At 63.0% G+C, this 15,009-nt stretch carries 11 protein-coding genes and 1 riboswitch; of the genes, 9 read left to right on the top strand and 2 right to left on the bottom strand.

Features of this window, described 5'->3' with window-relative positions:
• The first annotated feature begins 95 nt into the window (after nucleotides 1-95).
• The 3 genes from ACMVY4_RS02900 (at nucleotide 96) to ACMVY4_RS02890 (ending at nucleotide 3,124) form a co-directional block, all read left to right on the top strand.
• The gene (locus ACMVY4_RS02900; RefSeq protein WP_416898695.1) at nucleotides 96-1,679 is read left to right on the top strand and encodes a hypothetical protein; all 1,584 of its coding nucleotides are present in this window, start codon (nucleotides 96-98) and stop codon (nucleotides 1,677-1,679) included.
• 17 nt (nucleotides 1,680-1,696) lie between these two features.
• The gene (locus ACMVY4_RS02895) at nucleotides 1,697-2,344 is read left to right on the top strand and encodes a hypothetical protein (protein WP_416898694.1); all 648 of its coding nucleotides are present in this window, start codon (nucleotides 1,697-1,699) and stop codon (nucleotides 2,342-2,344) included.
• Nucleotides 2,345-2,572: 228 nt separating this feature from the next.
• Complete coding sequence (locus ACMVY4_RS02890) at nucleotides 2,573-3,124, top strand: 2OG-Fe(II) oxygenase (RefSeq protein WP_416900244.1); 552 nt, start codon at nucleotides 2,573-2,575, stop codon at nucleotides 3,122-3,124.
• 7 nt (nucleotides 3,125-3,131) lie between these two features.
• Here the strand turns inward: ACMVY4_RS02890 and ACMVY4_RS02885 are convergent, their stop codons facing one another.
• A complete protein-coding gene (locus tag ACMVY4_RS02885) occupies nucleotides 3,132-5,153 on the bottom strand; it encodes an elongation factor G (RefSeq protein ID WP_416898693.1) in 2,022 nt (673 codons plus the stop codon).
• 169 nt (nucleotides 5,154-5,322) lie between these two features.
• A riboswitch (glycine riboswitch) is annotated at nucleotides 5,323-5,415 on the top strand.
• A 182-nt stretch (nucleotides 5,416-5,597) separates the two neighbouring features.
• On the opposite strand from ACMVY4_RS02885, the gene gcvT reads away from it, so the two are divergent.
• The 6 genes from gcvT to ACMVY4_RS02855 all read left to right on the top strand — a co-directional run bounded on the left by gcvT (nucleotide 5,598) and on the right by ACMVY4_RS02855 (nucleotide 12,746).
• A complete protein-coding gene (gene gcvT / locus ACMVY4_RS02880; protein ID WP_416898692.1) occupies nucleotides 5,598-6,695 on the top strand; it encodes a glycine cleavage system aminomethyltransferase GcvT in 1,098 nt (365 codons plus the stop codon).
• Nucleotides 6,696-6,714: 19 nt separating this feature from the next.
• Nucleotides 6,715-7,095, top strand: a complete 381-nt coding sequence (gcvH, locus tag ACMVY4_RS02875; protein ID WP_416898691.1) for a glycine cleavage system protein GcvH — start codon at nucleotides 6,715-6,717, stop codon at nucleotides 7,093-7,095.
• Complete coding sequence (gcvPA, locus tag ACMVY4_RS02870) at nucleotides 7,092-8,438, top strand: aminomethyl-transferring glycine dehydrogenase subunit GcvPA (RefSeq protein WP_416898690.1); 1,347 nt, start codon at nucleotides 7,092-7,094, stop codon at nucleotides 8,436-8,438. The genes gcvH and gcvPA overlap by 4 nt, the downstream gene beginning before the upstream one ends.
• Nucleotides 8,435-10,066, top strand: coding sequence for an aminomethyl-transferring glycine dehydrogenase subunit GcvPB (gcvPB, locus tag ACMVY4_RS02865; protein WP_416898689.1), 1,632 nt, complete (start codon nucleotides 8,435-8,437; stop codon nucleotides 10,064-10,066). Before gcvPA ends, gcvPB begins: the two co-directional genes overlap by 4 nt.
• Before the next feature lie 243 nt (nucleotides 10,067-10,309).
• Nucleotides 10,310-12,106, top strand: a complete 1,797-nt coding sequence (locus ACMVY4_RS02860) for an acyl-CoA dehydrogenase (RefSeq protein ID WP_416898688.1) — start codon at nucleotides 10,310-10,312, stop codon at nucleotides 12,104-12,106.
• A 496-nt stretch (nucleotides 12,107-12,602) separates the two neighbouring features.
• Nucleotides 12,603-12,746: a DUF3096 domain-containing protein gene (locus ACMVY4_RS02855; protein ID WP_416898687.1), complete on the top strand. Its 144-nt coding sequence runs from the start codon at nucleotides 12,603-12,605 to the stop codon at nucleotides 12,744-12,746.
• Nucleotides 12,747-13,046: 300 nt separating this feature from the next.
• On the opposite strand, the gene dxs is transcribed toward ACMVY4_RS02855, so the two are convergent.
• Nucleotides 13,047-14,972 carry a 1-deoxy-D-xylulose-5-phosphate synthase gene (gene dxs, locus ACMVY4_RS02850; RefSeq protein WP_416898686.1) on the bottom strand — a complete coding sequence of 642 codons (1,926 nt, stop codon included), beginning with the start codon at nucleotides 14,970-14,972 and terminating at the stop codon, nucleotides 13,047-13,049.
• Between the last annotated feature and the right edge of the window lie 37 nt (nucleotides 14,973-15,009).

Raw genomic sequence — 15,009 nt, 5'->3', positions numbered from 1 at the left:
CACGCATCGCCTTCTCGACTGCTGCATCTTGTGCTAACAAACTCAACGGATGCTCATATATCAAGTCATCCGACCGGCACTAGTAGTAACACTGAATGACGATGGTTTTCATGCAGTTCTCTCCTGCTGGCGCAGTCTTGGCCACTCTCACGACTTTCTCCATAGTCGCAGCGATTTTTTTCGTCGGATGGAAGGCGAGAAGTTTCTCATGGACGTACGTCGGCTATTTTGAAGCAGGTGGAAGGCTTTCATCTGATACGACAGAAAATGCGTTTTGGGGAACTAGTTTTTCATTTGCAAACGGAATAGCATATTTTGCTGTACTTGGTTATTATTTTGGACTGAGTGTGGTTTGGTTTCAAATTCCTTGGGTGCTTTCAATTTTATTATTAGCTTCGTATTTGCCGAAATTAGCTAGAGCTGCAAAAGGGCGCACGCTTCACGGTTACTTGGGGTTTGTATTCGGAAAGAATGTCCGGATATTGACTTCAATGGTCTCAATTTTGGGAATGATACTTATATTTGGCTATGAAATATCGATATCTCTTCAAATAATAGTTTCTGCTATCGGGCAACAAGACGTTTGGTGGCCGTTGGTTGTGCTTTCAGCATTATTGGTGGCGGTCTATTGTGATATTGGGGGGCTGGCTGCGGCAGCTAAGACTGACCGCATACAGAACCGACTGGCGTCACTTGCTCTTTTGTTGATTCTGTTTGGAATGCTAATTCTTAGCAACTCGCACTTGGAGGCAGGAGGGCGAGGAGATGTATTATGGGCGTTCCCAAATTTCGATGAATGGACGAGTTCGTTATTAAGTGTTGGAGATCTTCCGACACCCTTGATAATTGGTGTTGTGACATTTGCCTTGCTCTTTAATTTGGTAGATATGTCAAATTGGCAAGTCATATCGGGCAATAGCGCACTAAATTCCGAAGAATTGAAGAGCGCTCAGTGGGGCATGCGTCGGGCTGCGATGTGGGTGCTAATTTTGCCGGGCTTCATAGGCGCATCTATTGGTTTTATTTGGAGTGGAGTGCCAGTTGAAGATCCAAATATAATCATTGGGCAAGCCATATCGGAGATTTTTCAGCATGTTGGCGCAGTAGCGGGAATTTTCTTAGGATTGATAATAGGAGGATTAATATGCGCAATGTTGTCCACGGCAGATAGCGCGCTTACAGCAGTGGGATATACACTAGCGCTTGATGTGATCGACGTTCCTAATTCCAGGCCGAAGGACGAAAGCGCCCAGCAAAAGGAGGATCGTGAGCGTAGTGTTTTGTCTAGCATTCGAAGGTGTCAGTATGCGTTTGCGATATTTGGAGTGGCAATCTACGTGATAGCTATTTTGTATCTTCCCAATACGGTTCAAACCTTGTTTGTGTTTCAGTTTGTGATCGCTGCCATCGCGTTGGCGATGGCGCCACCGCTCATTTGGGCCATTTTGACAGGAAAAGGACTTTCGGAAGATGACAATACGCCTGAATCAATAAATAGACTAAAGGAAGTAGCATTTTGGGCAGTACTTGGTGGTGTGTTTGCGGGACTCCTTTTATTTATCTACCAGATAACGTCAGGCCCTGATGTTGAGGTATATGGGTGGACCCCGGTTGTTTCCGTGGCGACTTCAGGTGTTATCCTTGGTGTCGGCCTGCTAAAAAAAGCGGTAGAAACTTAAGCTTGGGGAGGGTGAGAATGCGAAACCATCTGTTAATGATTTTGGGGATATTCGCTTCGATTGCAACGCCAGCAGTCGCTGGGATCATAATGGCGGAATTTAATGAAGGCGCTGAGGCAAAGGTGGCTGCTGCCGTTCTTTCAGCAATTATCTTTATTTATTTGCTGTCGTATTTTTTCGAAAAGATTGTCGAAGTTGATGAGTTGGAGCATCTTGTTGACCGCCTAAAAACCAAAATACTTGTTATGTACGGCATGACCGTTGACGCGGGGGCGGTTAAGGAGAGCGGTGTACGGGCTGCGGAGGAGGGGCAAGTCGCGCAGCCCTGCGGTATACGAGTATCAGCTGGAGTGGTATCCAAGGAGCCCTTGGTTAAGACCTTGGTGATTGCCAACGATTGCAAGGCCTTATCAAAAGATAAGATTGAAGGTATGCAAAATACGATGCTCAAAATGTTTGCTAGTGCTTTAGTGTTTGGATGTTTGTATTTTATTTACCGCGACGACAACGCCGAGACACTTGGCCAGGTGGCTGGAAATGGGGGAACCTGGAGTCTAGTCTCAGCGTTCTTTTCTATTTGTGCGTTGGTACTCGGATTGGTTTGGTATCCGCTGTTTGAAATGCGAAAGCGACATCGTAGTTTGCGCGAAGCTGCTAAGGAGTGAAGGATTACAAGATGCTAGATAACTCACGTTTTGAGGCGACATTAATTCGGGCGCATTTGCGTTGTAATCCCGAGCTCAGCGATAGACTTTCAAGCATGATAAAGGACTTCGTAAAGCAGAATAATTTGCCTATATCTGTATCTGCGGTTGAGCGGCTTACGATTGCATCGATCGGCGAATTAAGTGATGACCGTCTTCATGTAATTCACGAAGGCAAATTTGACTGATATGAAAGCTGTTTGCCCAGGGATTTGGTATTTCGATGAATTATTGAGTCTAAACGAGTGTGATCATATATTGAGCGAAGTGGGTCAGTCTGAAAATTGGCAGAAGTCAGAGGCAGGAAGATACCACAACAATAGTTTAATGGAGGCAGAACCAGCCAGTTACAAGGAAGATATTTTTATTTCGCGTTCGTATTCACTGGAAGATTTTGGAATTTTGAATAAATTTCAGAGCATGCTTTCTAGTATCGCAGAAAATACCGGAATTCGAAACTTATTTTGGTCAAATTGCGCGATTTCAAAATATGAAAGCGGGGCTATTCTGCCAAAGCACAAAGATTCAAATATGTATGATACAAGGCGGATATTCACTGCTGTAGTGTTCTTGAACGATAATTTTGATGGGGGAGAGCTACGATTTGAGGGATTAGACGCTCCTTTTGTGCCTCGAGTTGGTGGTGTCGTGGTATTTATTTCTGAAAACTTTCATTCCGTGGAAATGGTTCGGGAAGGCACTCGTTACAGTCTGGTAGTTTTTGCTGAGCATTCTAGGTAGTGTCAGCCTATTCCGCGGCGGCCATCTCGATTGCCTGGTCCGCGGCGCGGCCGGTCAGTTCCTGCAGCCGTTCGAAGGCGAAGGTGAAGGTGCCGACGCCCTGCGTCAACGAGCGGAGCTCGACGATCAGGTCGCCGGCTTCCGACTGCGGCAGGTGGGCGGAGACCTGGTCCCAGCCCGGCCAGCCCGCGCGGGCGTCGAAGCCCAGGATCTGGCCGCGCCGGCCGCTGATCAGATTGTTGATCGAGGCGGTGTATTCGCTGGGCGCCATGATCCGGACGTCCAGGATCGGCTCCAGCAGCACCGGATCGCATTGCGGCAGACCCTCGGCCATGGCCATGCGGCCCGCCGTCTTGAAGGCCTGCTCCGAGCTGTCGACATTGTGGTACTTGCCGTCGGTGAGGACGACCGCGAGGTCGACCACGGGGAAGCCGAGCGGTCCCTTGTCGAGGAACTCCTTCACGCCCGACTCGACTGCCGGGATGTAGTTCTTCGGCACGACGCCGCCGGTGATGGTGTCGGAGAACTGGAAGCCCGATCCGCGCGGCAACGGCTTGATCTCGATGGTCACGTCGCCGAACTGGCCGTGGCCGCCGGACTGCTTCTTGTGACGCGCATGCTGGGTGACGCCCTTGCGGATCGCCTCCTTGTAGGGCACGCGCGGCTTCTCCAGCGTGACCTCGACGCCGTATTTCGACTTCAACCGCGCCGCCGCGATCTTCAGATGCTGGTCGCCCTGTCCCCAGAGCAGCATCTGGTGGGTGACGGGGTCGTGCTCGACGGTGACCGACGGGTCTTCCTCGCGCAGCTTGGCCAGCGCGCCGGACAGCTTCACCTCGTCATTGCGGTTGGGCACGTTGACGGCCTGCGCGAAGACCGGCGGGAAGACGGGCGTCTTGCGCAACTCGACCGCAGTGCCGGACGACAGGACGTCGCCGGTGTTCACGCCTTCCATGCGGCCGAAGACGGCGATCTGGCCGGCCGATGCGCTGGCCGTCTTCTTCGTGTCGTGGCCGTGCATGCGCGAGAGCGAGCCGACGCGCTCGCCGTTCAGCACGTCGCCCTCCTTCACCGAGCCGGACCAGATCCGGGACAGCGAGAGCTTGCCGCCATGCTGGGTGTGGTAGGTCTTCAGCACCTGCGCGACCGTGTCGCCGGAGCCTGCATCCGCGCCGGCCCGTTCGGCGGCTGCGTCATGTCCGGGCGTCTCGTGGCGCAGCGCCTTCAACAGCCGCTGCACGCCGTTGTCGCGTTCCGCCGCGCCCATCAGCACCGAGACGATGTTGCCGGACTGCAGGTTCTCGGTCAGGTCCTTGAAGATCTCCTCGCGGTCGGGCTCGACCTCCTCCAGCAATTCTTCCATCAGGTGATCGTCGAAATCGGCAAGCTGCTCCAGCATGGCGAAGCGGGCCTCGCCCAGCGCGTCGGCGACATCGCCGTCGGCCTCGATCCGTTCCGACGGCCCGGTTTCCCGGTAGACGTAGCTCCGGCCCTGGGCCAGATCGACATAGCCGGTGATGATCTCGTCCTTGACGATGGGCAACTGGCGCAGGATCAGCGGCGTCGTGGAGACCGCCTGCAGGGCGTCGATCACGGCCTGCACCTCGCCGGCGGCGCGGTCGACCTTGTTGACGAAGATGAAGCGCGGCAGGTCGAAATCGTCCAGCAGCTTCAGCCAGGGCTGCAGCGCTGTCGCCTTGGCCGGATCGGCCTCGGCCACCACCACCGCGGCGTCCACGCCGGCCAGCGCATTGGCGGTCTCCTGGATCAGCTCGATGGAGCCGGGGCAGTCGAGAAAGGTGAACTCGTCGCCCAGAAACTCGGTCGTCGCCGCGTTGATCTCGGTCGACATCTGCCGCTCGCGCGCCTCGGCGCTGCTGTCGCCGACCGTGTTGCCCTGGGTAACGCTGCCCTTGCGGTCGATCGCGCCGGTCGCGAACAGGATGCTTTCCAGCAGCGTCGTCTTGCCGCTGAGATAGGGTCCGACCAGCGCGATGTTTCTGGGGCCGTCGGCCTTGCCGTTTGCCATGGTTCCGCTCCTCCCCTGCTTATCGTTTCTCTTCCGGATGCGGTTCCGGGAGAAAATCGTTTCAAGCCTTGCGGCGTTCCGCAAGCCCCGGATCGCCGATGCGTCATGATTTTGTCACTCAGCGACACTTTCCGGCCCCGTGGAATCGGTCTAAGCTTCGGGCGTCCGAAAGACGTCAGTGGGAGAGACCGGCACCCGACACGCCGGCGCCGAAGGAGCAACCGCCCCGGAAACTCTCAGGCAGAAGGACCGCTGACGGACGGACCTCTGGAAAGCAGGCCGGCGGGAAACCGCCGCCTCACCGAAGGGGTAAGGCCGCGGATCCGCATGGCGGGCCGGGCGTAATCTCTCAGGTCCCGCGACAGAGGGGGCGCGAACGTATCCCGTTCCGGGCTGCGGGCGCCCTTCTTGACTGTCGCCGACGCCCGAGGACCAGAGAGCCCGATGACCGGATCCAGCCTGACCACCCCCTTGAACGCGCTGCACCGGGAACTCGGCGCGCGCATGGTCGATTTCGCCGGCTACGACATGCCCGTCCAGTTCGAGGGCATCATGGCCGAGCACACCCACACGCGGACGAAGGCCGGCTTGTTCGACGTGTCCCACATGGGCCAGGCGGTGCTTGAAGGTGACGGGGCGGACGAGGCGCTGGAAGCGCTGGTGCCGTCCAACATGCGGGAACTGAAGCCCGGAAGGCAGCGCTACACCATGCTGCTGAACGCCGATGGCGGCATCATCGACGACCTGATGGTGACCCGGCGCGAGAACGACCTGCTGCTGGTGGTCAACGCCGCCTGCAAGGAAGGCGACATTGCCCACATCCGCGCGAACCTGCCGGCCGGCGTCAGGCTGACGACCCTCGACGACCGCGCGCTGCTGGCCCTGCAGGGGCCGGAGGCCGAGACAGCGTTGGCCGCCCTCGTGCCGGGGGTCGCCGGGATGAAATTCATGGACGCCGCCGGCTTCGACTGGGACGGCACGGACCTCTGGGTCTCCCGCTCGGGCTATACCGGTGAGGACGGCTTCGAGATCTCCGTGCCCACGGACCGGGCCGAGGCCCTCGCGCGAAAGCTGCTTGCCGACGAGCGGGTCAAACCAATCGGTCTGGGTGCGCGCGACTCGCTCCGGCTGGAGGCCGGGCTCTGTCTCTACGGCCATGACATCGACACCACGACATCGCCGGTCGAGGCCGGTCTCGTCTGGGCGATGCAGAAGCGCCGCCGCGAGAATGGCGGCTTTCCCGGCGCGGAACGCATTCTGAAGGAACTGTCGGACGGACCGTCGCGGTACCGCGTCGGCCTGATGCCCGAGGGCCGGGCGCCGGTGCGCGAGGGCGCCGAGCTTGCCGATGCCGACGGCAATCCGATCGGCGTCGTCACCTCCGGCGGCTTCGGCCCCACGGCGGGCCATCCGGTCGCCATGGGCTATGTCGCCGACGGCTTCCAGACCCCTGGCACCGCCATCCAGGCGATGCAGCGCGGCAAGGCGCTGCCCATGACCGTCGCCGAGCTTCCCTTCGTCCAACAGACCTACAAGCGCTGAACCGCAGGAGACCCTGAGAATGGCCGATATCAAGTTCACCAAGGACCACGAATGGATCGTCATGGACGGCGACGAGGCGACCGTGGGCATCAGCAATTATGCCCAGGACCAGTTGGGCGACGTCGTCTATGTCGAGCTTCCCGATCCCGGCGCGAAGCTGACCAGGGGCAAGGAAGCCGCGGTGGTCGAAAGCGTGAAGGCGGCCAGCGAGGTCTACGCCCCGGCCAGTGGCGAGGTCACCGCGCGCAATGACGAGCTGGACGCCAATCCGGCGCTGGTGAACGAGAGCGCAGAGGGTGACGGCTGGTTCTACCGCATGAAGCTGGACGACCGCGCCGAGCTGGACGGTCTGATGGACCGCGAGGCCTATGAGCACTTCGTGGAGGCGCTCGACCAATGAGGTATCTGCCCCAGACACCCGAAAACCGGGCGGCGATGCTGAAGACGATCGGCGTCGGCTCTGTGGACGAGCTGTTCGACGACGTACCGGCCGCGGTGCTGAACGGGCCCGTCGAGGGCCTGCCCGACCACATGAGCGAGATCGCGGTCGAGCGGCACTTCCAGAAGATGGCGCGCGAGAACCTGTCGCCGTCGACGGCCCCGTGCTTTGTCGGCGCCGGCGCCTACCGGCACCACATTCCGGCGACGGTCGACCATCTGATCCAGCGCTCCGAGTTCCTGACCAGCTACACGCCCTATCAGCCCGAGATCAGCCAGGGCACGCTGCAGTATCTCTTCGAGTTCCAGACCCAGGTGGCGCTGCTGACCGGCATGGAGGTCGCCAACGCCTCCATGTATGACGGCGCGACCGCCTGCGCCGAGGCCGTGCTGATGGCGCATCGCGTCACCCGGCGGCCGAAGGCGATCCTGTCGGGCCGCCTGCACCCGCACTACCGCGACGCGACGCTGAACCTGACGCGCTTCACCGACTTCGAGACCGAGGTCCGCGACCCGGCTGTCGGCGGTCACGGCAATCTGGCCGACGCCATCGACGACCGGACCGCCGCGGTCGTGGTTCAGAATCCGGACGTCTTCGGTGAGCTGAAGGATCTGTCCGAACTGGCCGAAGCGGCGCATGCCAAGGGCGCGCTGCTGATCGTCGTCGTCACCGAGATCGTGAGCCTGGGCGCGGTGACCCCGCCTGGCGAGATGGGCGCCGACATCGTCGTGGCCGAGGGCCAGAGCCTGGGCGTGCCACTCAGCTTCGGCGGGCCGCATGTCGGCCTGTTCGCCTGCCGTCAGAAATTCGTGCGCCAGATGCCCGGCCGCCTGGCCGGCGAGACCGTCGACGCCGACGGCCGCCGCTCCTACGTGCTGACGCTCAGCCCGCGCGAGCAGCATATCCGGCGCGAGAAGGCGACCTCGAACATCTGCACCAATGCCGGGCTCTGCGCGCTGGCCTTCTGCATCCACCTGACCCTGCTGGGCGAGGAAGGCATGACCGGGCTGGCCGATCTTAACCACCGGACGGCGGTGCATGCCGCCGGGCGGCTGACCCAGCTGGACGGCGTGGAGCTGATGACCGGGACCTTCTTCAACGAGTTTGCGCTGAAGCTGCCGAAACCGGCGGAGCCCGTCGTCGAGAAGCTGGCGCAGATGGGCATCCTGGGCGGTGTGCCGGCCAGCCGTCTGTTCCCGGGCGAGGCGGCGCTGGAGAACGTGCTGATGATTGCCGCAACCGAAACCGTGACCGAAGAGGATGTCGAGGCGCTGGCCATCGGCCTCCGGGAGGCGCTGGCATGAGCGAGAAGCAGACGATTTCCGGTGCCAGGGGCCTCGACAAGGACGAGCCGCTGATCTTCGAGCAGAACTCCGACGGCCGCAGCGGTGTCGATCTGCCGGAAGGCCCGCAGGCGGAAAGCCGCCTGGGCGGGCTGGCGCGGCGCGGCGCCATCGGCCTGCCGGGTCTGTCGGAGCCGCAGGTGATGCGCCACTTCGTGCGCCTCAGCCGGATGAACTACGCCATCGACTACGGCCTCTATCCGCTGGGTTCGTGCACCATGAAGCACAATCCGCGGCTGAACGAGAAGGTCGCGCGGCTGGCCGGTCTGGGCGATCTGCATCCGATGCAGCCGGTCTCGACGGTGCAGGGCGCGTTGCGGCTGATGTTCGAGCTGTCGGACTGGCTGATGAAGCTGACCAACATGCCCGCCGTGGCGCTGACGCCGGGCGCCGGCGCGCATGGCGAGCTTTGCGGCATGATGGCGATCCGTGCGGCCCTCGACGCCCGCGGCGAAACGCGGCGCCGGGTTCTGGTGCCGGAATCGGCGCACGGGACCAACCCGGCGACTGCGGCCATGTGCGGCTACACCGTCGACCCGATCCCGGCCGACGAGACAGGCCGCGTCGACCTGAAGGCCTTCGAAGCGAAGCTGGGCGACGATGTCGCCGGGCTGATGCTGACCAACCCCAACACCTGCGGCCTGTTCGAGAGCGATATCGTCGAGATCGCCGAGAAGCTGCATGCGGCGGGCGGGTTCTTCTACTGCGATGGCGCGAACTTCAACGCCATCGTCGGCAAGGTGCGCCCCGGCGACCTCGGCATCGACGCCATGCACATCAACCTGCACAAGACCTTCTCCACGCCGCATGGCGGCGGCGGCCCGGGCTCCGGCCCGGTGGTCCTGTCGGAGGCGCTGGCGCCCTATGCGCCTCTGCCGACGGTGGTGAAGACCGATGACGGCTTCGACCTGATCGAGAATGACGGGCCGGAACGTGTCGGGCGGATGAAGGGCTTCCACGGCCAGTTCGGCATGTTCGTCCGCGCGCTCGCCTACATGATGAGCCATGGCAAGGACGGGCTGAAGCAGGTGGCCGAGGATTCGGTGCTGAACGCCAACTACGTGCTGGCGGGGCTGAAGGACGTGCTGCCCCCGGCCTTCGACGGCCACTGCATGCACGAGGCGCTGTTCTCCGACAAGGGGCTGGACGGCACCGGCGTCGACACGATGGGGCTGGCCAAGGCGATGATCGACGAGGGCTATCACCCGATGACGGTCTATTTCCCGCTGGTCGTTCACGGCGCGATGCTGATCGAGCCGACGGAGACCGAGACCAAGGGCACGCTGGACCAGTTCGTCGAGGTCATGCGCGGTCTGGTGGCGAAGGCGAAGGCCGGCGAGACGGCGATGTTCGACGAGGCCCCGGTGCTCACGCCCAGGCGGCGGCTGGACGAGACCCGCGCCGCCCGGAACCCGATCCTGCGCTGGACGCCGCCGGAGGAAACCGCCGAGGCGGCCGACTGGGGAACCGCTCGAAGACCTGCTGTCTGCGGGCCTGACCCGCGGAACTCAGGGCGGAACCCGGCGAGGCCGAGAAAACATGAACCTCAGGCCCCCGGGTCAGGCCCGGGGGCGTCAGGTAGGAGGTAGCCTGACAATAGCTACCCGTCCCGGGACTTGATCCCGGGACCCAGTCGGACGCTGTCATGTATCGCTGCAACGCTGAACTGGGCAGCGGGCCAAGGCCTGTGCCGGACCACGATCCGGTATCCCGCTGCGGGCTGCGTGTCCTGAGCGACGACTGAAGGTTTCATCCGGCGCGCACCTGACCTAAATGTGCGAAACTGACGTAAACAAGACCAACGGAAACGCCCGCTAACGAGGCCTGCAATCATGTCCGACTACACCGCACCCGTGCGCGACATGCGCTTTGTCCTGAACCATGTCTGCGACCTGAAGGCGCTCAGCGAACTGCCCGGCTACGACCATGCCGAACCGGATCTGGTCGACGCCATCCTTGAAGAGGGCGCGAAGTTCGCCGGCGGCGTGCTGGCCCCGCTGAACTGGACCGGCGATCAGGAGGGCGCGAAGCTGGAGAACGGCGTCGTGCGGACCGCGTCGGGCTTCGCCGAGGCCTACAGGCAGTTCGCCGAGGGCGGCTGGAACGGCGTGCCCTTCGAGATGGAGAAGGGTGGCGGCGGCCTGCCCTGGGCCGTGACCATTCCGCTGACCGAGATGTGGAACGCGGCGAACCTCGCCTTCTCGCTTTGCCCGCTGCTGACCCAAGGCGCGATCGACGCGCTGGAGGCGCACGGCTCCGACGAGCTGAAGGACAAGTATCTGGAGCGGCTGATCACCGGCGAGTGGACCGCGACCATGAACCTGACCGAGCCGCAGGCCGGCTCGGATGTCGGGGCGCTGCGCACCAAGGCGGAGCCGCGCGGGGATGGAACCTGGCTGATCAAGGGCCAGAAGATATTCATCACCTTCGGCGAACACGACATGACCGACAACATCATCCATCTGGTGCTGGCCCGCACCCCGGATGCGCCGGCGGGCACAAAGGGCATCAGCCTGTTCCTGGTGCCGAAGTTCTTCGTCAATGACGACGGTTCGCTCGGCGAGCGCAACGATCTCCGCTGCGCCTCGCTGGAGGAGAAGATCGGCATCCATGGCAGCCCGACCTGCGTCATGTCCTATGGCGACAATGACGAATGCGTCGGCTGGATGGTCGGCGAGGAGATGAAGGGCATGCGCGCCATGTTCACGATGATGAACAATGCGCGCCTCTCGGTCGGCACCCAGGGCGTCGCCGTCGCCGACCGCGCCTTCCAGCGCGCCGTCCGCTTCGCCAGGGACCGCGTGCAGGGCAAGCCGATGAAGGCTGGCGGTTCGGGCGCGATCATCGACCATGCCGATGTCCGCCGCATGCTGATGACCATGAAGGCCTGCACCGAGGCGGCCCGGGCCATCTGCATCTACAACGCCGAATGCCTCGACTTCGCGCGGCGGCACCCCGACGAGGAAGTCCGCCGCGTGCGGCAGGGGCTGGCCGAGCTGCTGACCCCGATCTCCAAGGGCTTCGGCACCGATATCGGTGTCGAGATGTCCTCGGTCGGCGTGCAGGTGCATGGCGGCATGGGCTTCGTCGAGGAGACCGGCGCCGGCCAGCACTACCGCGACAGCCGTATCCTGCCGATCTACGAGGGCACCAACGGCATCCAGGCCATGGACCTCGTCGGCCGCAAGCTGTCGATGAATGGCGGGGAGCCGGTCCGCACCCTGCTGACCGACGCCTCCGCCGTGGCCGAGAAGGCCGCAGCCTCCGGCGACGCGTCTGTGAAGGCCATGGCCGCGCCGCTGAAGTCGGCACTGGCCGCGGCGGAAGACGCCGCGAAGACGCTGGGCGGTATGCTGGCGAGCGACATGAACGCCGTCGGCGCAGGCGCGGCTCCGTTCCTGCGGCTGATGGGCCTGACCGCCGGCGGCTACCTGCTGGTCAAGGGCGCGCTCGCCGCGGCCGCGCTGCTGGCGGACGGCGCCGACGACGCGCCCTTCCTGAAGGCCAAGATCGCCACGACGCATTTCTTCGCCACCCAGATCATGCCCCAGGCCGCCTCGCTGGCCGCTGCGGCGACCGCCGGCGCCGAGCCGCTGTATGCGATCGAGGACGATCTGCTGGTGGCCTAGGGAAACCGCGCGTCCGGGGACGAATTGGTCTGCCAGACGCGCGGCACTGCGGTTTCAGAAATGTCCCTGCCGCCCACGGGGACGACAATTGGCTGCAACCGCTCGAGGGTAGCCTCCCCCTGGCAGGGGGAGGCCGGCGCGCAGCGACGGGTGGGGGTCGGCTGCGATGATGGACCAATGGCAGACAACTGCACTACTCCCACCCCCACCCAACCCTCCCCCTCGGAGGGGGAGGGCAGGTCCTTGCGGTTTCGCCTGTCTGCCGTCACCCCGGCTCCCCGCGCAAGTCGGGGACAAGCACCGAGCCTGGGTCTGGTTGCGGCGCTTCCTTCCGGCGAATGAAACTGCGACGAGCCGCCGTCCCGGATCCCGGCTCAAGGCCGGGATGACGCCGGAACCGGTTGGCTGCGGTTGTTCCGATCTGTCGCAGGGCGGTTGGGGATCGGCGGTTCGCGCCCACCTCTTGTTGGTCGAAAACAACAAGGGGAAAGTCCCGATGTATATTTCCGAAGGCATGATCCAGGGCATCGTCGCGCTCGCCGGCGGCATCGCCATCCTGCTGGTCCCGCGCTTGCTCAACTACATCGTCGCGGCCTATCTGATCATCGTCGGCATCACGACGCTGGTGAATTTCACCTGAGGCATTTTTCCGCCTTTGGACCTGACCCGAAGGCTTTGGCGCAAGCGGTGTGACAGGGTCCTGGGGTCAAGCCCGGGGACGGCAGAGCAGGACGCCGATTCAGAGCCTCCCCCCTGGCAGGGGGAGGCCGGCGCGCAGCGACGGGTGGGGGTCGGCGGCGTTGATGGATGAATGGCGGGCGCCTGTGCCGCTCCCACCCCCACCCAACCCTCCCCCTCGCAGGGGGAGGGCAGGCAAGCGCGAACTCCGATCAGTGAACCCGGCTCAGGGCCGGGATGACGGTGTGGCTTTCGGAAGGCCTCAGGCCCTTGCGGGCTGGGCCTTGCCGTCCTTGCTGTCGATGCCGAGCGCCGACAGCGCCGTGGTGACGATCTGCGGGGCGTTGAGGCCGGCGATGTCGTACATCTTCTCCGGCTTGTCCTGGTCGATGAAGATGTCGGGCAGGATCATCGGCCGGACCTTCAGACCCTCGGTCAGGTCGTTCTCGGCCAGGAACTGCAGCACGTGGCTGCCGAAACCGCCGATGGCGCCTTCCTCGATGGTGATCAGCAGCGGGTGTTCGCGGGCCAGCCGGGCGATCAGGTCGGTGTCCAGCGGCTTGGCGAAGCGCGCGTCGGCGACGGTGGCGCTGAGACCCATGCTGGCCAGATCGTCGGCCGCCTTCATCACCTCGGCCATGCGGCCGCCGAAATTCAGGATCGCCAGCGCATTGCCCTCGCGGACGATGCGGCCCTTGCCGATCTCCAGCGGCACACCCTCCTCGGGCATCTCGGTGCCGATGCCCTCGCCGCGCGGATAGCGGAAGGCCGAGGGCCGGTCGTCGATGGCCGCCGCCGTGGCGACCATGTGGACCAGTTCGGCCTCGTCGGAGCAGGCCATGACCACGAAACCCGGCAGGGTCGCCAGATAGGTCACGTCGAAGGAGCCCGCGTGGGTGGGGCCGTCGGCGCCGACAAGGCCGGCGCGGTCGATGGCGAAGCGCACGGGCAGGCGCTGGATGGCGACATCGTGCACCACCTGGTCGTAGCCGCGCTGCAGGAAGGTCGAGTAGATCGTCGCGAAGGGCTTCAGCCCGCCCGCGGCCATGCCGGCGCAGAAGGTCACGGCGTGCTGTTCGGCGATGCCGGTGTCGAAGGTGCGGCTCGGGAAGGCCTTGCCGAAGACGTCGAGGCCAGTGCCCGACGGCATGGCGGCGGTGACGGCGACGATGCGGTCGTCCTTCTCGGCTTCCTTCACCAGCGCGTTGGCGAAGACCTTGGTATAGGCCGGCGCGTTCGGCTTGCCCTTCTGCTGGGTGCCGGTGACAACATCGAACTTGGCGACGCCGTGATACTTGTCCGCCGACTGCTCGGCCGGCAGGTAGCCCTTGCCCTTCTCGGTGACGACATGGACCAGGATCGGGCCGCTCTCGGCGTCGCGGACATTCTCCAGCACCGGCAGCAGGTGCTCGATGTTGTGGCCGTCGACCGGGCCGACGTAATAGAAGCCGAGCTCCTCGAACATGGTGCCGCCGGTGAGCATGCCGCGGGCGAACTCCTCGGCGCGCTGCGCCATCTTGGAGAGCTGCCTCGGGAAGCGCTCGGCCAGCTTCTTGCCGACCTCCCGGATCGAGAGATAGGGCTTGCCCGAGATCAGCCGCGAGAGATAGGCGCTCATCGCGCCGACCGGCGGGGCGATCGACATCTCGTTGTCGTTCAGGATGACGATCATCCGGCTCTTCATGGAGCCGGCATTGTTCATCGCCTCATAGGCCATGCCGGCCGACATGGAGCCGTCGCCGATGACCGAGATCACGCGGTGCGGCTGGCCCAGCATCCGGTGGGCGACGTCGAAGCCGAGGCCGGCGGAAATCGAGGTCGACGAATGCGCCGCACCGAACGGGTCGTAGCGGCTCTCGGCGCGCTTGGTGAAGCCCGACAGGCCACCGCCCTGGCGCAGCGTGCGGATGCGGTCGCGGCGCTCGGTCAGGATCTTGTGCGGATAGCACTGGTGGCCGACGTCGAAGATCAGCTTGTCGTCGGGCGTGTTGAAGACGTAGTGCAGCACCGCCGTCAGCTCGACCACGCCCAGCCCGGCGCCCAGATGGCCGCCGGTCTCGGAGACCGCGGCAATGGTTTCGGTGCGGAGTTCGTCCGCCAGCTGACGCAGCTGGTCGGGCTGCAGCCCGCGCAGCTCGGCGGGGCTGTTGATCGTGTCCAGCAGGGGTGTGTTGGAAGTCTCGGCCACAGCCGGCAACCTCATGTCCGTTCAGAATTCTGCGCCG

The organism is Minwuia sp. (assembly GCF_048007105.1).
In the GTDB taxonomy this organism is placed as follows: Bacteria; Pseudomonadota; Alphaproteobacteria; order Minwuiales; family Minwuiaceae; genus Minwuia.
This window is presented reverse-complemented; position numbering and strand designations above follow the sequence as displayed.